This window comes from Pseudomonas sp. S2_A05, assembly GCF_054668485.1.
In genome coordinates this window covers 4,779,918-4,798,091 of the sequence record NZ_CP162775.1, presented here as the reverse complement: position 1 = coordinate 4,798,091, position 18,174 = coordinate 4,779,918, and the positions used below count along the sequence as shown (strand labels likewise).

At 60.7% G+C, this 18,174-nt stretch carries 15 protein-coding genes; 4 read left to right on the top strand and 11 right to left on the bottom strand.

What is annotated here, in order from left to right:
* Window positions 1-561 precede the first annotated feature (561 nt).
* Window positions 562-1,893, top strand: coding sequence for a glutamate/aspartate:proton symporter GltP (gltP, locus tag AB4O12_RS21880; RefSeq protein WP_039757150.1), 1,332 nt, complete (start codon window positions 562-564; stop codon window positions 1,891-1,893).
* A gap of 216 nt (window positions 1,894-2,109) precedes the next feature.
* Window positions 2,110-3,339: a nucleoside recognition domain-containing protein gene (locus AB4O12_RS21875; RefSeq protein ID WP_041476489.1), complete on the top strand. Its 1,230-nt coding sequence runs from the start codon at window positions 2,110-2,112 to the stop codon at window positions 3,337-3,339.
* Window positions 3,340-3,454: 115 nt separating this feature from the next.
* Here AB4O12_RS21875 and AB4O12_RS21870 read toward each other — a convergent pair whose 3' ends face one another.
* The 10 genes from AB4O12_RS21870 to AB4O12_RS21825 form a co-directional block, all read right to left on the bottom strand.
* Complete coding sequence (locus tag AB4O12_RS21870; RefSeq protein WP_353188720.1) at window positions 3,455-4,081, bottom strand: ABC-type transport auxiliary lipoprotein family protein; 627 nt, start codon at window positions 4,079-4,081, stop codon at window positions 3,455-3,457.
* Window positions 4,078-5,016 carry an MlaD family protein gene (locus AB4O12_RS21865; RefSeq protein WP_016772359.1) on the bottom strand — a complete coding sequence of 313 codons (939 nt, stop codon included), beginning with the start codon at window positions 5,014-5,016 and terminating at the stop codon, window positions 4,078-4,080. Before AB4O12_RS21865 ends, AB4O12_RS21870 begins: the two co-directional genes overlap by 4 nt.
* 1 nt (window position 5,017) lies before the next feature.
* The gene (locus AB4O12_RS21860; protein ID WP_056791199.1) at window positions 5,018-5,821 is read right to left on the bottom strand and encodes an ABC transporter ATP-binding protein; all 804 of its coding nucleotides are present in this window, start codon (window positions 5,819-5,821) and stop codon (window positions 5,018-5,020) included.
* Complete coding sequence (locus tag AB4O12_RS21855) at window positions 5,818-6,966, bottom strand: ABC transporter permease (RefSeq protein WP_305381897.1); 1,149 nt, start codon at window positions 6,964-6,966, stop codon at window positions 5,818-5,820. Before AB4O12_RS21855 ends, AB4O12_RS21860 begins: the two co-directional genes overlap by 4 nt.
* Window positions 6,967-7,020: 54 nt before the next feature.
* The gene (locus AB4O12_RS21850; RefSeq protein ID WP_423521965.1) at window positions 7,021-8,049 is read right to left on the bottom strand and encodes a DUF5924 family protein; all 1,029 of its coding nucleotides are present in this window, start codon (window positions 8,047-8,049) and stop codon (window positions 7,021-7,023) included.
* 211 nt (window positions 8,050-8,260) lie between these two features.
* A complete protein-coding gene (locus tag AB4O12_RS21845) occupies window positions 8,261-9,655 on the bottom strand; it encodes a M16 family metallopeptidase (protein ID WP_375122930.1) in 1,395 nt (464 codons plus the stop codon).
* A gap of 176 nt (window positions 9,656-9,831) precedes the next feature.
* Window positions 9,832-11,490 carry a Na/Pi cotransporter family protein gene (locus tag AB4O12_RS21840; RefSeq protein ID WP_122612878.1) on the bottom strand — a complete coding sequence of 553 codons (1,659 nt, stop codon included), beginning with the start codon at window positions 11,488-11,490 and terminating at the stop codon, window positions 9,832-9,834.
* Between the two features lie 432 nt (window positions 11,491-11,922).
* Window positions 11,923-12,690, bottom strand: coding sequence for a TerC family protein (locus AB4O12_RS21835; RefSeq protein ID WP_460059731.1), 768 nt, complete (start codon window positions 12,688-12,690; stop codon window positions 11,923-11,925).
* Window positions 12,691-12,775: 85 nt separating this feature from the next.
* Complete coding sequence (locus AB4O12_RS21830; RefSeq protein WP_460059730.1) at window positions 12,776-14,083, bottom strand: CitMHS family transporter; 1,308 nt, start codon at window positions 14,081-14,083, stop codon at window positions 12,776-12,778.
* Window positions 14,084-14,486: 403 nt separating this feature from the next.
* Window positions 14,487-14,813: a DOPA 4,5-dioxygenase family protein gene (locus AB4O12_RS21825; protein ID WP_460059729.1), complete on the bottom strand. Its 327-nt coding sequence runs from the start codon at window positions 14,811-14,813 to the stop codon at window positions 14,487-14,489.
* Between the two features lie 81 nt (window positions 14,814-14,894).
* Here AB4O12_RS21825 and AB4O12_RS21820 point away from each other — a divergent pair, with 81 nt between their 5' ends.
* Complete coding sequence (locus AB4O12_RS21820) at window positions 14,895-15,560, top strand: NAD(P)-dependent oxidoreductase (RefSeq protein WP_236167879.1); 666 nt, start codon at window positions 14,895-14,897, stop codon at window positions 15,558-15,560.
* Window positions 15,561-15,583: 23 nt separating this feature from the next.
* On the opposite strand, the gene AB4O12_RS21815 is transcribed toward AB4O12_RS21820, so the two are convergent.
* On the bottom strand, window positions 15,584-16,534 hold the full coding sequence (locus AB4O12_RS21815) for a choline sulfate utilization transcriptional regulator (RefSeq protein ID WP_460059728.1): 951 nt from the start codon (window positions 16,532-16,534) through the stop codon (window positions 15,584-15,586).
* Window positions 16,535-16,648: 114 nt separating this feature from the next.
* Between AB4O12_RS21815 and betC the strand changes: the two genes are divergently transcribed.
* Window positions 16,649-18,169 carry a choline-sulfatase gene (betC, locus tag AB4O12_RS21810; protein WP_460059727.1) on the top strand — a complete coding sequence of 507 codons (1,521 nt, stop codon included), beginning with the start codon at window positions 16,649-16,651 and terminating at the stop codon, window positions 18,167-18,169.
* Window positions 18,170-18,174 lie beyond the last annotated feature (5 nt).

Genomic DNA, 18,174 nt, shown 5'->3' with positions numbered 1-18,174 from the left:
CCGGGTCAGGGTAAAAGCTGCGCCGCAGGTTCGTCGACCCGATGGTCTGACGAATCTGCGCTGGGCTTTGAATCAGCTAAACCATTGATCCAGCGCGCCAATACCCTTCTTAGAATCGTCGACACTGTGCGGAAAAACATTTCGCGGTGTTTCCTGACGACCGTATATCGACAAAGATCGCGCTCGATTCGTGTGACTCCTAGTCTTTCGATTTGGAGTTTTTCTGGAAATTTCCGCCAATTCCCGCTGTACAAAATTTGACCGCCCTAAGCTGTAATGGCCGGTTCACGGCACTTATGCCGGCTGAAATGTCACAATCGAACCGCTTGGGACGCCAGTTTCAATTGAAAAAACTCATGCCGATTCGGCATAGGGTAGGCGTTTACGGCATTAGACGGCGCCACCTTGCATCGGAATAGTTGCGCCTTTTTTCGCCTGCCGAAGAGCCGTAAACACGCGCTTCGGGGCACCTTATACGGAGGCAGATGCACAGACTTTTCCGCTGATGAGCGTTCCAGTTCCTGCATGTGCCTGAGTCAAACGCAAGTAAGGGTAAAGATAATGAAGAAGGCAAAAATCAGCCTCGCCTGGCAGATCCTCATCGGTCTGGTTCTGGGGATTGCACTGGGTGCGTTGCTCAATCACTTCAGCGCCGAGAAGGCCTGGTGGATCAGCAACGTCCTGCAACCGGCAGGCGATATCTTTATCCGTCTGATCAAGATGATCGTGATCCCGATCGTCATTTCCTCGCTGATCGTCGGCATCGCTGGCGTGGGCGACGCCAAGAAGCTCGGGCGTATCGGCCTGAAGACGATCATCTATTTCGAGATCGTCACCACCATCGCCATCGTCGTCGGCCTGGTGCTGGCCAACGTGTTCCATCCGGGCACCGGCATCGACATGAGCACTCTGGGCACGGTGGATATCTCCAAGTACCAGGCGACCGCCGCCGAAGTGCAGCATGAACATGCGTTCATCGAAACCATCCTCAACCTGATCCCGTCGAACATCTTCGCGGCCATGGCTCGCGGCGAAATGCTGCCGATCATCTTCTTCTCCGTACTGTTCGGTCTCGGCCTGTCGAGCCTGCAGTCGGACCTGCGCGAGCCGCTGGTAAAGATGTTCCAGGGCGTTTCGGAAAGCATGTTCAAAGTCACCCACATGATCATGAACTACGCTCCGATTGGCGTATTCGCACTGATCGCGGTGACCGTCGCCAACTTCGGCTTCGCTTCGCTGTTGCCGCTGGCAAAACTGGTGATCCTGGTTTACGTCGCCATCGCGTTCTTCGCCTTCGTGGTACTGGGCCTGATCGCCAAGCTGTTCGGCTTCTCGGTGCTCAAGCTGATGCGCATCTTCAAGGATGAGCTGGTGCTGGCCTACTCCACCGCTTCCTCGGAAACCGTGCTGCCACGGGTAATCGAGAAGATGGAAGCCTATGGCGCACCGAAAGCCATCTGCAGCTTCGTGGTACCGACCGGTTACTCGTTCAACCTCGACGGCTCGACCCTGTACCAGTCGATCGCGGCGATCTTCATTGCCCAGCTCTACGGCATTGACCTGTCGATCAGCCAGCAACTGCTGCTGGTGCTGACCCTGATGGTCACCTCCAAAGGCATCGCCGGTGTACCGGGCGTGTCTTTCGTGGTGCTGCTGGCGACTCTGGGCAGCGTCGGCATCCCGCTTGAAGGCCTGGCGTTCATCGCTGGTGTCGACCGCATCATGGACATGGCGCGTACCGCACTGAACGTGATCGGTAATGCCTTGGCGGTGCTGGTTATCGCGCGCTGGGAAGGCATGTACGACGACGCCAAGGGCGAGCGTTACTGGAACTCCCTGCCGCACTGGCGCAGCAAGGAAAAACTGCCGGCTGGCGAAATCTCCAAGAACTGACACCCCCCTGTAGGAGCTGCCGCAGGCTGCGATCTTTTGATCTTGCTTTTAAAAAACAAAATCAAAAGATCGCAGCCTTCGGCAGCTCCTACAGTAGATTGAGGCCACCCAGTAAATCGGGGGGCGGCAGATCCATACGAACCCCGGAGCAATCCGGGGTTTGTCGTTTCTGGTGACCCCGCTATCATTCGCCGCATTCTTCGGGGGATTTGACTGATGCTTAATGGCCTGTGGCTTGGCTTCTTCATCGTGGCAGCCGTGTCGGCGCTGGCGCAGTGGCTGATCGGCGGCAACGCCGGGATCTTTGCGGCGATGGTGGAAAGCATTTTCGCCATGGCCAAGCTGTCGGTCGAAGTCATGGTGCTGCTGTTCGGCACCCTCACCCTGTGGCTGGGCTTTCTGCGCATCGCCGAAAAGGCCGGGATCGTCGAGTGGCTGGCCAAGGTGCTCGGTCCGCTGTTTCTGCGGCTGATGCCGGAAGTCCCGGCCGGCCACCCTGCCCTTGGCCTGATCACGCTGAACTTCGCCGCCAACGGTCTGGGCCTGGACAACGCCGCCACGCCGATCGGCCTCAAGGCCATGAAAGCGCTGCAGGAGCTCAACCCCAGCGCCACCATCGCCAGCAACGCTCAGATCCTGTTTCTGGTGCTCAACGCCTCGTCGCTGACCCTGCTGCCCGTGACCATCTTCATGTACCGCGCCCAGCAAGGCGCGCCGGATCCGACGCTGGTGTTCCTGCCGATTCTGCTGGCGACCAGTTGCTCGACCATCGTCGGCTTCCTCTCCGTTGCCTTCATGCAACGCCTGCGCATCTGGGACCCGGTGGTGCTCGCCTATCTGGTGCCCGGCGCGCTGATCCTCGGCGGCTTCATGGCCCTGCTTGGTACGCTTTCTGCGACAGCACTGGCGGGATTGTCGTCGATCCTCGGCAATCTCACGCTGTTCGGCTTGATCATGCTTTTTTTGCTGATCGGCGCGCTGCGCAAGGTCAAGGTGTACGAAGCGTTCGTCGAAGGCGCGAAAGAGGGCTTCGATGTGGCGAAGAATCTCTTGCCGTATCTGGTGGCGATGCTCTGTGCGGTTGGCGTGTTGCGCGCCTCTGGTGCGCTGGATTTCGGCCTGGACGGTATTCGTCATCTGGTCGAGTGGGCCGGCTGGGACACGCGCTTCGTCGATGCGTTGCCGACGGCGATGGTCAAACCGTTCTCCGGCAGCGCCGCGCGGGCGATGCTCATCGAGACCATGCAGACCTCCGGCGTCGACAGCTTCCCGGCGCTGGTCGCGGCGACGGTGCAGGGCAGTACCGAAACCACTTTCTATGTGCTGGCGGTGTACTTCGGCGCAGTGGGCATTCAGCGCGCGCGGCACGCGGTGGGGTGTGCGTTGCTGGCGGAGTTTGCTGGTGTGGTTGGCGCTATCGGCGTCTGCTACTGGTTCTTCGGCTAACCACAAATCCACTGTGGGAGCGAGCCTGCTCGCGAAGGCGTCGTGTCAGCCACATCAATGTGAATGACACTCCGCATTCGCGAGCAGGCTCGCTCCCACAGGGGTTGTGTCGGGCTTAAGGTTTTGGGGGGGCGAGCTTTTGGCCTTGGTCGACGGCCCACGCGACGACCTTGGCCGTAAGGCGATCACTGGCCTGGCCAAACCCGGCGACCACCGCTGGCACCTGCACATCATTCAACGACTGGCGCTCTTCAAAACGGCGGCTGGCGAGGATGCGCTGGTCATAGCCACGCACCAGCAACGCATCGACCCGCACCACAACGCCGGCCTGGGTGCCCTGATATTCCGTCTGAAACGCCTGCAAGCTACCGCCCAGTTCCAGATCTGCCTGAAAGTTGCTGTCGTCGGTGCTCAGCAGCGTCACCCGACCATCACGCTGGAATCCATCGAGCAGACGATTGCGCAGCAATACCGGCGCCGGATCGCTCCAGCGCGAGCCCTTGTAGCTGCTGATCACATCGCCCTGCGGGATCACGGCAATGCTCGGCCGGTTCAGCGCTTCGCTGGCCTGCAATTTATTCAAGCGCAGCGACCACGGCTGAACCGTCGCCGGGCTGGCCGAGGCGGGCGCCGGTGCAGCGGGCAGGCGGTAAACATCCGAAGGTTCCGACTTGGGCAAGATCGAGCACGCGCCGATCAGGGTCAGGCCAGCGCCGAGCAGGGCGATTCGAGTCAGTTTCATGGGGTGAATTCCTTGTTCTTGTCGCTGCCCAGCAGGTAGCCGCTGGGGTTGGCCTCAAGGCGTTGGGAAATGGCGCGCAGCGAGGTCAGCGTCTCGCGCAGTTCGCGAATCGCCGGGGCCAGGCCGTTGAGGCCCTGCATGCCGTTATCCAGCGAATTCTGATTTTTGCTGAGCAAGCCGTTGATGGTCACGCTGCTTTGCTCCAGCGACTTCATCGCCTGTTCGGCGCTGCCAAGGGCCTGTTTGCCCTGATCGTTGAGCAGGCCGTTGGCGTTGCGCATCAGCAGTGAGGTCTGCTCGAGCATGCTGCCGGCCTGTTTGCCGACGGTCGCCAGTTGCTGCATGGCTTGTTTGATGTCGCCGCGCTGGTCGTTGATGGTGCCGGTGGTCTGTTCCAGATGGGCGAGGGTCTTGCTCACGCGCTCGACGTTTTCCGCGGAGAACATGTGGTTGGCGTTCTGCAGCAGGGCGCTGATGCCGGTCATCAAATCGCTGCTGTCGTTGAGCAGACGCGAAATAGGCGAGGGCGAGGCGACCAGCGTTGGCAGCTTGCCGTCATGCCCGCGCAATTTCGGGCTCTCTGGCGTACCACCGCTGAGCTGGATGATCGACGTGCCAGTAATGCCGGTCAGTGCCAGCTTGGCCTGGGTGTCTTCCTTGACCGGCGTGTCGCCCGCCAGACGAATCCGCGCCAGCACCCGGCGCGGGTCCTGCGGGTCAAGGCGCAGGCTGACCACGTCACCGACCTTGATCCCGCTGTACTGCACCGAGCTGCCCTTGGACAGACCGCTGACCGCCTCGTTGAATACCACTTCGTAATCCTTGAACTCGGTGTCGACGCTGGACTTTGCCAGAAACAGGCCGAAGAGCAGGGCGCCGGCCACGACGATCACCGTGAACAGGCCGATCAACACATGATGGGCTCGGGTTTCCATATCAGACCTCGTTGAGCAGTTTGGCGGCGTCCAGCGCCGAGCGGCCGCGCGGGCCGTGGAAGTATTCGTGAATCCACGCATCGGCGGTTTCCGAGACGACGTCGATAGGGCCGGCAACCAGCACTTTCTTCTGCGCCAGCACCGCCACGCGATCGGTGATGGTGTACAGCGTGTCGAGGTCGTGGGTCACCAGAAACACGCTCAGCCCCAACGCATCGCGCAGGGTCAGGATCAATTGATCGAACTGCGCCGCGCCAATCGGATCGAGTCCGGCGGTGGGCTCATCGAGAAACAGAATGTCCGGATCCAGCGCCAAAGCCCGCGCCAGCGCCGCGCGCTTGATCATGCCGCCAGACAGCGACGCCGGGTATTTATCCGCCGCCGACAACGGCAGCCCGGCCAGCGCCAGTTTCACCGCCGCCAGATGCTCGGCGTCGTGACGGCTGAGGCCGGCGTGTTCGATCAGGGGCAGGGCGACGTTCTCGGTCACGGTCAGCGACGAGAACAGCGCGCCTTTCTGGAACAGCACACCGAAGCGGCGTTCGATCAGCGAGCGTTCATGCTCGGCCAGGTTCGGCAGGTTCTGGCCGAAGACTTTGACCATGCCTTCGCTGGGCCGATTCAGCCCGACAATGCTGCGCAGCAGCACCGATTTGCCGGTACCGGAGCCGCCAACCACGGCGAGGATCTCGCCCTTGTACACGTCCAGATCAAGGTTCTCGTGCACGCTCTGCGGGCCGAAGCGATTGCACAGGCCACGGACTTCGATCACCGCCTCCGAGGGCGCGCGGGGTAGACGACTCACCAGCCCATCTCCATGAAAAACAGCGCAGCCACCGCATCAAGCACGATCACCACGAAAATCGACTGGACCACGCTGGAGGTGGTGTGCGCGCCGACCGATTCGGCGCTGCCGCTGACCTTGAAGCCTTCCAGGCAACCGATCGCCGCGATCAGGAAGGCGAAGATCGGCGCCTTCACCAGCCCGACCAGAAAATGCTGAATGCCGATGTCCGATTGCAGCAGCGAGAGGAACATCGCCGGCGAGATGTCCAGCGACACCGCACAAACCACACCGCCGCCGACGATCCCCGAGAGCATCGCCAGAAACGTCAGCATCGGCAGCGCCACCAGCAGCGCCAGCACACGCGGCACCACCAGCAATTCGATCGGGTCGAGGCCAAGGGTGCGGATCGCGTCGATTTCTTCGTTGGCCTTCATCGAGCCGATCTGCGCGGTGAATGCACTGGCGGTGCGCCCGGCCATCAGGATCGCCGTGAGCAACACGCCGAATTCGCGCAGGAACGAGAAGCCGACCAGGTCCACGGTGAAAATCGTCGCGCCGAAACTGGCCAGTACCGTGGCGCCAAGAAACGCCACCACCGCACCGACCAGAAACGTCAGCAAGGCCACGATCGGCGCAGCGTCGAGGCCGGTCTGCTCGATGTGCGCGATCATCGGCGTAATGCGCCAGCGCTTGGGCCGCAACAGACCACGGGCGATGACTTCGAGAATCAGGCCGACGAAGCCGAGCAGCTGCATCGTGTCTTTCCACACCGTATCCACTGCGCGGCCGATGCGCGTCAGCAGTTGCACGCTGACGCTGACTTCCGGCTCCTTGATCGGCACGCAGAAATCGCTCAGCGAGCAATACACGGTTTGCAGCAAGGCGCGGTCGGCAGTTGAAAGGGTGCAATCGGGGTGTTCGGCGGTTTTGCCCAAGCGCTCGGAACCGAGCAGCTCGACCAGCAACGAGGCGCCGGCGGTGTCCAGGGCTCCGAGGCCGTTCAGATCGATGGAAGTGTTGGCGTCGTACTGGCCGCGGAGCTTTTCGCTCAGATGCTTGAGCGCGGTGTAGTGGGCGAGCGTCCAGTCGCCGCTGACCCGCAGACGGGCAGGGCTGAGCGCGGTGTCCAGATGGGCACTGCCGGGGGTTGGGCTGCTGGTCATAAGCTCCGTGCTTGTACGGCCGTTACGAGATCCTACGTAATAGCACGAACCGGATTACTTTTCTTTGGCCGGTGTGCTGTCGGTAATTGCGAAACGCAGCACGCCGATCAACTGGCCATCCTCGGTCAGCACCCGCACCTGCCACTTGCCCGCCGGGTTGCCGGGGAAATTCTGTTTGTGCGTCCACGCCCGGTAGCCTTCCTTGCGCCCGCCATGGATGTCGAGGGCGATGCGGTCGACCTCTTTGCCGTTGAAGGTCCACACGTGATAAATCCGCTCGTCGAGACCGCGCGGCGCGTTGATCGCAGTGTAGGCGTAGAGCCCGCCGCTGCGGATCTGCTCGGCACTGACGGTGTCGAGGCTGGCGCCGGGGGTGCGATCCTGCAATTGCGTGCTGATCGCTACGTCGGTCATCCACAGCGTTGCCGGCGGCACCCACGAACGCAGCGCCCAACCGACGCCGCCGATGCCGAAGGTAATGAACAGAATCGCCAGGGCATTGCGCACTGTGCGGATCGGGAAGATTGACGCCAGGCTCGGGAACGACAGCAGCACGGCAATTCCCAGCGCCCATTTGAAACTCTGCGCGGTGGTCAGGTGCATGATCACCGGCAACGCAGTGAGCAGTGCGGCGAACAGGGTCAGGGTGTGCAGCGCGAGAAACGCCCAGCGCCGTGGCGCCAGCCATTTGTAGTACAGCGGATCGACGATGGAGATCAGTGCGGCAACGCTGAGCAGCCCCGTGAAGACAAACTGGCCGCTGTTCCACGTAGTGGTGATGAAGAAGAATGGCAAAACGAAAAACAGGCTTTCCTGATGGATCATCTGCGTCGCGTAACGCAGCAGCGGCTGGGGAATTTCGCGTTTGAAGATCCGTGTGAACAGCCCGGTCAGGGTGTTTTCCAGCATCAGCCAGATCCAGCTGAGCAGCATGATCACCGTGATCCAGCTCGCCAGACCCTGTTGGCGATCGACGAGGATGAAACTGCCGACCCCGGAAATGAACCCACCCGCCGCGATCAACCCGGGGTAGCGCTTCATCAGCTCGAGAATGCGCTGGATAAGGAGGGTCAGTTTTGGCATTTTGGCGGTTCACGACGATATGGGGAAAATCCCGGAAAGGTTAACGCCGCATGACCCCTGTGGCGAGGGGATTTATCCCCGATCGGCGGCGCAGCCGTCGTAGATCCTGCGAGCGAATTCTGTCTGGATATACCGAGCTGCCCTTATCGGGGCTGCTGCGCAGCCCATCGGGGATAAATCCCCTCGCCACAAGTGCTCACTCACCACAGGATTAATGGCTTCCAGCAATTTTGTGGCGGCGATACACACGCCAGCCGATCAACATCAGCAGCACCAGACCGACGCCGCCTGCAGCCAGCCACAACACCTGATCATCACTGATCAACGGCTTCTCGATCCGAATATACCCCGGCTGCAGCAACAGCTCGCGCATCGCCTTGTTCGCCGCTTCCAGCGTCACCCCTTGCAGCTCGCGCGCGGGATTGGCAAAGCGGCCATCCTGATAGTCGGCCAGCGCGCTCCAGTAATAGTCAGCCAGTGCGCTGTTGCCCTGCACGGCCCAGGCCTGGTGAGCGATGGCGGCTTGCTTGATGCGGGCGAAGGTGCTCGGGTCGAGGCCGTTTTGCAGCAGGTCGGCCTTGAGGTCATCAAGCACTTGAATGGCTTCGTCGACGTCATCGCGATCCAGGTCAGCGTTGAGGCTCATGAAGCCGACACCGCCGAACACTTCGCGCTCGGCCCACGGCCCGTACGACAAGCCGTGGTTGAGACGAATCTGCCGGTAAAGCGCCCAGTCGAGGTAATCCTTGAGAATGTCGAACGTCTGGTCGTACTGATCGTCGAGCACCGGTTCCGGCACCAGCCAGTGCAGCTTGGCGCTGTCGCCGATAAAGCCACGGGTGAGGGTGCGTTCATGGGCGGCACTGGTGCGGATGTCCGGCAGCGGCCGATGTTCGCTCGGCTCGACCGGCTCCAGCTCACCCCAGGTACGCTCAAGATAGGCCGGCAGCAGTTTGTCGAGTTCGCCGACGACGATCAGGGTCATGTTGTTCGGCGCATACCAGGCCTTGCGCACCTTCTCCAGTTGCTCTTGGGTCAGATGGCCGACTTCGGCACGCTGCGGGCATTTCAGTCCCAGCTCGACAGCCAGTTGATTGCTCGCGGTATGGCCGAGGTCCTGACGGTCGAGGAAACGTTGCAGCTTGGTGTAATGCCCGCCGTCCTCACGCTCGACCACTCGTTTCGCCGCGTTGATTGCGTTGTCGTCAATTCGAGTCTGGGTCAGCAGCGCGAGCAGCAGGTCGAGCACCTTGCGCTGGTTTTTCGCCGGGGCCTCGATGACGAACGTGGTGTCGGCGTTGCTGGTGAACGCGTTCCAGTCCCCGCCCAGCGCCTGCATACGCTCTTCCAGACCGCCTTCGCCAGTGGCGTCGATACCGCTGAACAGCAGGTGTTCGAGCAAATGCGGCAGCTCTTTCTCGTCGCAGTCGAAGTCATCCAGGCCGACGCCGACCACCAGCCGGATCGCCACATGCCCACGCTCGGTGCCGGGTTTGAGCATAAGTTGCAAACCGTTGGGCAGCGCATAGCCTTCGACCTGAAACCGATCCAGGGCAAAAGCGGGCAGGGAACCGAGCAACAGACAGGCGAACAACAGGCAACGCATAACAGGCTTCCATACGGCTGATTTGGAGATCCGTGTCGTCAGTCAGGGCCCCATCGCTGGCAAGCCAGCTCCCACAAGGATCTGCGGCGCTTACAAAACCCTGTGGGAGCTGGCTTGCCAGCGATGACGGTCTCAAGGCTGAACCACTGTAACTGACTGGCCCCAGCCCCAGACGTTCAAGGCGAATGCGTAATGTCGGCCATGTCATCCACCGCCAGCGCGCCAGTGTCCGCCGTTTCCAGCACCACATAGGCGCTGCTGCAGAACAAAGAATTGAGCCGTTTCATGTCGGCGATCAACTCCAGATGCAGCGAGCTGGTCTCCAGGCTCTGAACGATCTTGCGTTGCAAACGGCTGACATGCGCATGGGCCAGACGCCGTTCCTGCGCACGAAAGCGGCGTTTCTCCCGCAACAACTGCCGCGCGCTTTCGCGGTCGCCGCTGAGAAACACCGACAGGCCCAGGCGCAGGTTGGCGATCAGTTGCTGTTGCAGCCCGGCAAGATCTTCCAGGCCTTCTTCGGAAAACGAACGCCGTTGCGAAGTCTTCTGCTGCTGGATCTTGCGCAGCATTCGCTCGATCAGGTCGGCGGCGAGTTTCAGGTTGATCGCCAGTTCGATGATCTCGGCCCAGCGCCGACTGTCGTGCTCGCCGAGATCCTCGCGGGGCATCTGCGCCAGATACAGCTTGATCGCGCTGTACAGCGCCTCGACGTCGTCGGTCAGTCGGCGCATCTCCTGCGTGACGGCGGTCTGCTTGCCGCGCAACACATCGAGGGAGGCGTCGAGCATGTTGTCGAGCAGATCGCCCATGCGCAGGGTTTCCCGCGCGGCATTGGCCAGCGCCAGGCTCGGCGTGACCAGCGCGGTCGGGTCGAGATGGCGCGGCTTGGCGGTGCCGTTGACCTCCGGCCGCTCCGGCAACAGCCACGCACAAAGCCGCGCCATCGGCCCGACGCTCGGCAGCAGGATCAGGCAGCGCGCGGTGTTGTAGAGCAGGTGGAAGCCGATGACCATTTCCTGCGGGCTGAAATCAAGGCTGTCGATCCAGTGCACCAGCGGGTCGAGCACCGGGATGATCAGCAGCAAACCGATCAATTTGTACAACAGACTGCCCAGCGCAACCTGGCGGCCGGCGGCGTTCTGCATGCTGGTGCTCATGAAGGCGAGGATGCCGCTGCCGATGTTGGCGCCGATCACCAGACCGATCGCCACCGGCAAACTGATCACCGCAGCCCCGGCCAGCGTGGCGGTGAGCAGCACGGCGGCGAGGCTGGAGTAGGAAATCATCGCAAACAGTGCTCCGACCAGGGCGTCGAGGAGGATGTCGCCGGTCAGCGAGGCGAAAATCACTTTCACCCCTTGCGCGTGAGTGATCGGCGCAGCGGCCTCGACGATCAATTGCAGGGCGAGAATGATCAGCCCCAGCCCGATCGACACCCGGCCCATTTGCCCGAGCCGCGTCTGTTTGCGCGACAGAAAGAAAATCACCCCGAGGAAAATCAGCAGCGGCGACAGCCATGACAGATCGAGGGTCAGCACCCGCGCCATCAACGCGGTACCGACGTCTGCGCCAAGCATGGTCGCCAGCGCCGGGGTCAGCGCCATCAGACCCTGACCGACAAACGAAGTGACCAGCATCGCCGTGGCGTTGCTGCTCTGCACCATCGCGGTGACGAGAATACCGGCGATGAACGCCAGCCATTTCTTCGACATGTTCTGGCCGATGACATGTCGCAGATTGGTGCCATAAACCCGCAGGATGCCGGTTCGGACGATGTGCGTGCCCCAGATCAACAGGGCGACGGCGGACAACAGATTGAGCAGGGTGAGCATGCAGACCCCCTGTAGTAGCAGCGCCCCAGAGGGGCAAGTGAACGGCACCGCGCGGTTTCTACGTTCTTGATACTTAAGCTGTAGTTGGCTAACGGTCTCGGCGCCAGCATTGCACAGCTAAAGAGTGGATTGAAACAAAAGTGTCATGAAAAGCGCTTCATACACTCCCTTTAAATCAACGCCGTCTCCTTTGGGAGCTGGCTTGCCAGCGATGGCGTCAGCACAACCAACATTGATGTCGCCTGACACTCCGCTATCGCTGGCAAGCCAGCTCCCACAAGGTCCGCAGTGACTGAATGTTGCACAAACAACTGTGGGAGCGAGCCTGCTCGCGAAAGCGGTGGGCCAGCCAACATTGTTGTCGACTGGCACTCCGTCTTCGCGAGCAGGCTCGCTCCCACAGGGGTGTAGCGTGCTGCCGGGACTACCGGGTTATTGGCCCGGCACATCCTTGCGCAGTTTCACCGGATCCTGCTGTTTCTTTTTCCGGGCCATCGCGCCGCGCAGTTTGATGTTGATAGCCTCAACCGCCAGCGAGAACGCCATGGCGAAGTAGACGTAGCCTTTTGGCACGTGCACGTCGAACGATTCGGCGATCAGCACGGTACCGACCACCAGCAGGAAGGACAGCGCGAGCATTTTCAGCGACGGGTGCTTGTCGATGAATTCGCTGATCTTGCCCGACGCCAGCATCATCACCAGCACCGCCACGATGATCGCCGCGACCATCACCGGCACGTGGGAAACCATGCCGACGGCAGTGATCACCGAGTCCAGCGAGAAGACGATATCGATGATCGCGATCTGGATGATGGTGTAGAGGAAGTTGCCGCCCTTGCCCGATGGCGCGTCGTCGCTTTCATCTTCACCTTCCAGCGCGTGGTACATCTCCTGCGAACTCTTCCACAACAGGAACAGGCCACCGAAGAACAGGATCAGGTCGCGGCCGGAAATCCCTTGGCCGAACACCTCGAACAGGTCGGCAGTGAGGCGCATGACCCAGGTAATCGACAGCAGCAACAGGATGCGGGTGATCATGGCCAGGCCAAGACCGAAAATCCGGGTGCGCTGCTGCATGTGTTTCGGCATGCGGCTGACCAGGATCGAAATCATGATGATGTTATCGATGCCGAGGACGATTTCCAGGGCGGTCAGGGTGAAGAAGGCAACCCAGATTTCGGGGTTGGTCAGCCATTCCATGTGTATTCCTTTGAGCGATTGTTAAACCGAAAAAGGTCCGGGCTTCAAACCGCGAAGCCAGGACCCGAAACGGTGAGTCTTGGGCTTATAGAGTGCTGAACACCGGGAAAGTCCCCAACAGCAGTGCAGCAATCAGGATGCAGATACAAACCAGGATCGCCCATTTCAGGGTGAAACGCTGGTGGTCACCGAAATCAATGCCGGCCAGGGCTACCAACAGATACGTCGATGGCACCAACGGGCTCAGCAAGTGGACGGGCTGGCCGACGATCGAGGCACGGGCCATTTCCACCGCAGTGATCCCATAGTGGCTGGCCGCTTCGGTCAGCACCGGCAAGACACCGTAATAGAACGCATCGTTGGACATGAAGAAGGTGAACGGCATGCTCACCAGCGCCGTAATCACCGCCAGGTACGGGCCGAGGAATTCCGGAATCACCGCCAACAGGCTCTTCGACATCGCATCGACCATGCCGGTGCCCGACAGGATACCGGTGAAGATACCGGCCGCAAAGATCAGCCCGACCACTGCCAGCACGCTGCCGGAATGCGCGGCGACGCGATCCTTCTGCATTTGCAGGCATGGGTAGTTGACGATCATCGCAATACTGAACGCCACCATGAACAGCACCGGCAGCGGCAACAGGCCGCCGATCAGCGTGCACATCAGGCCGAAAGTCAGTGCGGCATTGAACCAGATCAGCTTCGGACGGCGTGCGTCGGGGAATTGCGAGACGCTGATTTCACTGTGATCGATCTCGTCGCCAACCAGGTGCAACTCGCCGAGACGGGCACGTTCACGCTTGCCGTAGAAGTAGGCAATCACCAGGATCGCCAAGACACCGGCGGCCATCGCCGGGATCATCGGTACGAAAATGTCCGACGGATCGACATGCAGAGCACTCGCCGCGCGGGCGGTCGGGCCGCCCCACGGGGTCATGTTCATCACGCCACCGGCGAGGATTATCAGACCGGCCATGATTCGCGGGCTCATGCCGATGCGGCTGTACAGCGGCAGCATCGCGGCCACGCAGATCATGTAAGTGGTCGCGCCGTCACCATCGAGGGAAACGACGAGCGCCAGAACGGCGGTACCGACCGAAACTTTCAACGGGTCGCCCTTGACCAGTTTGAGGATCTTGCGCACGGCCGGGTCGAACAGACCGGAGTCGATCATCAGGGCGAAATACAGAATGGCGAACATCAACATCACGCCGGTCGGCGCCAGTTTGGTGATGCCTTCAAGCATCATCGGGCCGATCTTCGGCGCGAAACCACCGAACAGGGCGAACAGGATCGGGATGATGATCAGGGCGATCAGCGCGGACAGGCGCTTGGTCATGATCAGGAACATGAACGTGATGACCATGGCGAAGCCAAGGAAAGTCAGCATGGGAATACTCCAGGCGTAGCGCGGCTAGTTGAATGAGCGGATCGGGCGGGATCAGCGCAGAACGGGAGGCGCGAGGCGTACGGGCGGAGTGACCAGCAGGAAGCGGGAGAAACGGCGGGTTGCAGAAGACATCAGAATCACCATTGTTGTTGTTAATTGGGCCGGGCCTGTGGAAAAAACACAGGGCTTGGGCCAACCGGTCTGTTGCCGGGAGTGGGGCGATCCTAATCGGGGAAGCTTTCAGCTACCTTTCGCGACCGAAAGCGATGAATGAATGGTCAACCGGCGGTCGGATGCAGCGACAGCCAATGAATACGGGCCGAGAAGCGATGCGAGGGAACGGACAGGCAACGCTGGCTGGCAGTCTGGACATATTCGTTATCAGTTCAGTCCAAGCACTTGGTTAAAAAATCGACAGATCCAGCGGCCGCACCGCGCCCATCCAGATCGCGTGTTCGGTGTGGTCGAGCAGGTCATCGCCAGTGTCCGGATGCAGGAACACCACCAACCCCTTGCGGTTAAGCGCCAGCCACGGCAGCACCTCGCCGATCAGCTCGGGACCGAAAGCCAGTTGGCAGCTCCAGTCGGGGTGCGGCCCCACCGGGCGTTCGTGCACGCGGCCCATTTTCAGCGCAAACAACTGCGCGGCCTGTTCGCACAGGGCCCGCGCCTGGTCGATGCCTTGTGCGTCGAAATAGACATGGGCGTGATAGCCCTTGATCCCTTGCATCGTGTCGCCTCTCAATCGGTTCGAACCCTTGGCTGTTTCCACCGTCACAGGTCATATAGGACAACTATAAGGAAAACAGCCATGAAAAATGCCGAGACCCCAGTGGTCAAAGTGGTGCTTTATGGTGCCATGGCCAGCCTGGGCGGTGCATTGATGGCTGAATTGCTGCGTCGCCAACACGAAGTCATCGCCATTCTCGACGATCTCACCGCACTCGCGCCGCGTCCGGGGTTGCGCACCAAGACCGGCGATCTGTTCGATGCCGAGCGGGTCAATCAGAGCGTCGCCGGCAGCTCGGCGGTGATCTGCCTGCTGGACGCGCCGGGGCTGCCGTTCAGCAGCGATCATGTCGAGCGCTCGGTGACGCTCGGCCCAGTGGAGCAGGTGCTGGCAGTCGACGCGCTGGTCGAAGGTTTGCAACTGGCCAGCGTGCCGCGCCTGTTTCTGGTCGGCAACTTCGGTGTGCTCGACGAGCCTGACAATGACGAGCGTCTGCAACGTCACGCTGCCGAAGAAATCCTCGAGGCGGTACAAAGCAGCTCACTGCGCTGGACCTTGGTCAATGCGCCCCATGGCATGGCCGGATTGACCATCGAGCACTTCAGTCAGGTCGGCGGCAATCTCGAACCGGGATTGGCCGAACCGCTGGAACGCTTGAACCGTGTCGCGGTGGGGATTGCCGATGAACTGCGGTTGAATCTGCATGTGGGGCAGCATGTGAATTTTGTGGCGGCTTCTGATTCGTAAAAGATCGGACGATCTTTTGCTCTTCACACCGCAATCGAGGGCAGGGCCAGACCGTTAAGCGATTCGGCACTGCTGGCCTGTTCCGCCATTAACCAATCAACAAATTCTTGAATCAGTGCACCCCGACGCTTGCGTTGCGGTAACACCACGTAATACCCCAGCCGCGACAGCGTGATTTCCGCCAGCGGTCGGCACAGCAAACCCTGCACCAGCAAGTTATCCACAAGGTGGCGCCAACCGATTGCCACGCCTTGCCCGCCGATCGCCGCTTGGATCAATAACGTGTAATTGTCGAAGCGCAGCTGCCCCGGCGCCGGCGGCGTGGTCAGGCCAAGTTGACGGAACAGCCCGCTCCAGTCGAACCAATTGCTGCTGTTTTCACCACGCAGATGCAGCAGCGGCAATTCCAGCAGGGCCTGCGCGGGCAACGGCAATGAACGCTCCTTGAGCAGCAGCGGGCTGCACACCGGGAACACTTCTTCGCTGAACAGCCAGTGGCTCTCACCCTGCTTGAATCGACCATCGCCAAACAGGATCGCCACGTCGATGTCGGTGCGCAGCATGTTGTGGTTGCGCTCGCTGGTGACCAGGCTGACATCGATATGCGGATTGGCCTCATGGAAGCGATGCAGGCGCGGCATCAGCCAATAAGCGGCGAAAGCGAAATCCGTGGCCACTTGCAGCACTTCATGTTGCTGCTGAGTGCTGATTGCGCTCAATCCTGCATCGATATTCTGCATACCGAGGCTAACTTGCTCGAAAAGCAGGGCGCCAACCTCTGTCAACTCGATACCCCGGTAAATCCGGTCGAACAGGCGCGTACCGAGCTGCTCTTCCAGACGTTTCATTTGCTGGCTGATAGCCGGCTGCGTGGTGCCAAGCTCCACCGCAGCAGCGGTAAAACTGCGATGGCGGGCCGCCGCTTCAAAGGTGCGCAGCAGATCGAGGGAGAGGTCACCGAGGGCGTCATACATAAGCTGTACTTATCCTAGTCATTGTCCGGCGCGGGCTTTACCGGAACAGGCATGGAATCCATGCTCGATCGCAGCACTCTCGCATAAATATTCAACATGGAATGCCGCGATCACATGAAGCGCAAGAACATTCTTTTCATCATGGCCGATCAAATGGCCGCGCCAATGTTGCCGTTCTACGGCCCATCGCCAATCAAACTGCCGAATCTGTCCCGCCTCGCCGCCCAAGGCGTGGTGTTCGATGCTGCTTACTGCAACAGCCCGCTGTGCGCGCCGTCGCGTTTCACCCTGGTCAGCGGCCAGTTGCCGAGCAAGATCGGCGCCTACGACAACGCGGCTGACTTTCCTGCCGACATTCCGACTTACGCGCATTACCTGCGGCGTCTCGGCTACCGCACCGCGCTGTCGGGCAAGATGCATTTCTGCGGGCCGGACCAGTTGCACGGTTATGAAGAACGCCTGACCAGCGATATCTATCCGGCCGATTACGGTTGGGCGGTGAACTGGGACGAGCCGGACGTGCGGCCGAGCTGGTATCACAATATGTCTTCGGTACTGCAGGCCGGGCCGTGCGTGCGCACCAATCAGCTGGATTTCGACGAAGAGGTGGTGTTCAAGGCGCAGCAATATCTGTTCGATCACATCCGCGAGGACGGCGACCAGCCGTTCTGCCTGACTGTGTCGATGACCCACCCGCACGACCCGTACACGATTCCCAAGGCGTTCTGGGATCTGTATGACGATGCTGATATCCCGTTGCCTACAGCTTTGAACCAGGACGAACTCGATCCGCACTCGCAACGTCTGCTCAAGGTTTACGACCTGTGGGACAAGCCGCTGCCTGTGGATAAGATCCGCGATGCCCGTCGCGCCTACTTCGGCGCTTGCAGCTATATCGACGCCAATGTCGGCAAACTGCTGCAAACCCTTGAGGAAACCGGGCTGATCGATGACACCGTCATCGTCTTCTCCGGTGACCATGGCGACATGCTCGGCGAGAAAGGCCTCTGGTACAAAATGCACTGGTTCGAGATGGCTGCGCGAGTGCCGCTGCTGATCAGCGCCCCGGGACAATTCGAGGCCGGCCGGGTCAGCGCCGCCGTTTCCACCGCCGACCTGCTGCCGACCTTCGTGGATCTGGCCGGTGGCACGCTTTTGCCGGGCCTGCCGCTGGACGGCCGTTCCTTGCTGCCGCACCTGCAAGGGCAGGGCGGACACGACGAGGTGTTCGGCGAATACATGGCCGAAGGCACTGTCAGCCCGCTGATGATGATTCGCCGGGGCGCCTACAAATTTATCTACAGCGAAAGCGACCCGTGCCTACTCTTCGATGTGGATAACGATCCGCGCGAAGAAGAAGAGCTGAGCCAATCGCCGCAACATCGTCCGCTGTTCGAAGACTTTCTCGCCGAAGCGCGGGCCAAGTGGGACATTCCGGCGATCCATCGGGACGTACTGGCCAGCCAGCGCCGACGCCGTTTCGTCGCCGATGCGTTAACCATCGGCAAGCTGAAGAGCTGGGACCACCAGCCGCTGGTCGATGCCAGTCAGCAGTACATGCGCAACCACATCGACCTTGATGATCTGGAGCGCAAGGCCCGTTATCCACAACCCTGCCAAAACCAAAAATGTTAAGGGGA

Bases quoted from the DNA above. Each gene is read 5' to 3' on its own strand.
- gltP (WP_039757150.1), top strand. From the start codon at position 562: ATGAAGAAGGCAAAAATCAGCCTCGCCTGGCAGATCCTCATCGGTCTG.
- AB4O12_RS21875 (WP_041476489.1), top strand. From the start codon at position 2,110: ATGCTTAATGGCCTGTGGCTTGGCTTCTTCATCGTGGCAGCCGTGTCG.
- AB4O12_RS21870 (WP_353188720.1), bottom strand. From the start codon at position 4,081: ATGAAACTGACTCGAATCGCCCTGCTCGGCGCTGGCCTGACCCTGATC.
- AB4O12_RS21865 (WP_016772359.1), bottom strand. From the start codon at position 5,016: ATGGAAACCCGAGCCCATCATGTGTTGATCGGCCTGTTCACGGTGATC.
- AB4O12_RS21855 (WP_305381897.1), bottom strand. From the start codon at position 6,966: ATGACCAGCAGCCCAACCCCCGGCAGTGCCCATCTGGACACCGCGCTC.
- AB4O12_RS21850 (WP_423521965.1), bottom strand. From the start codon at position 8,049: ATGCCAAAACTGACCCTCCTTATCCAGCGCATTCTCGAGCTGATGAAG.
- AB4O12_RS21845 (WP_375122930.1), bottom strand. From the start codon at position 9,655: ATGCGTTGCCTGTTGTTCGCCTGTCTGTTGCTCGGTTCCCTGCCCGCT.
- AB4O12_RS21840 (WP_122612878.1), bottom strand. From the start codon at position 11,490: ATGCTCACCCTGCTCAATCTGTTGTCCGCCGTCGCCCTGTTGATCTGG.
- AB4O12_RS21835 (WP_460059731.1), bottom strand. From the start codon at position 12,690: ATGGAATGGCTGACCAACCCCGAAATCTGGGTTGCCTTCTTCACCCTG.
- AB4O12_RS21830 (WP_460059730.1), bottom strand. From the start codon at position 14,083: ATGCTGACTTTCCTTGGCTTCGCCATGGTCATCACGTTCATGTTCCTG.
- AB4O12_RS21825 (WP_460059729.1), bottom strand. From the start codon at position 14,813: ATGCAAGGGATCAAGGGCTATCACGCCCATGTCTATTTCGACGCACAA.
- AB4O12_RS21820 (WP_236167879.1), top strand. From the start codon at position 14,895: ATGAAAAATGCCGAGACCCCAGTGGTCAAAGTGGTGCTTTATGGTGCC.
- AB4O12_RS21815 (WP_460059728.1), bottom strand. From the start codon at position 16,534: ATGTATGACGCCCTCGGTGACCTCTCCCTCGATCTGCTGCGCACCTTT.
- betC (WP_460059727.1), top strand. From the start codon at position 16,649: ATGAAGCGCAAGAACATTCTTTTCATCATGGCCGATCAAATGGCCGCG.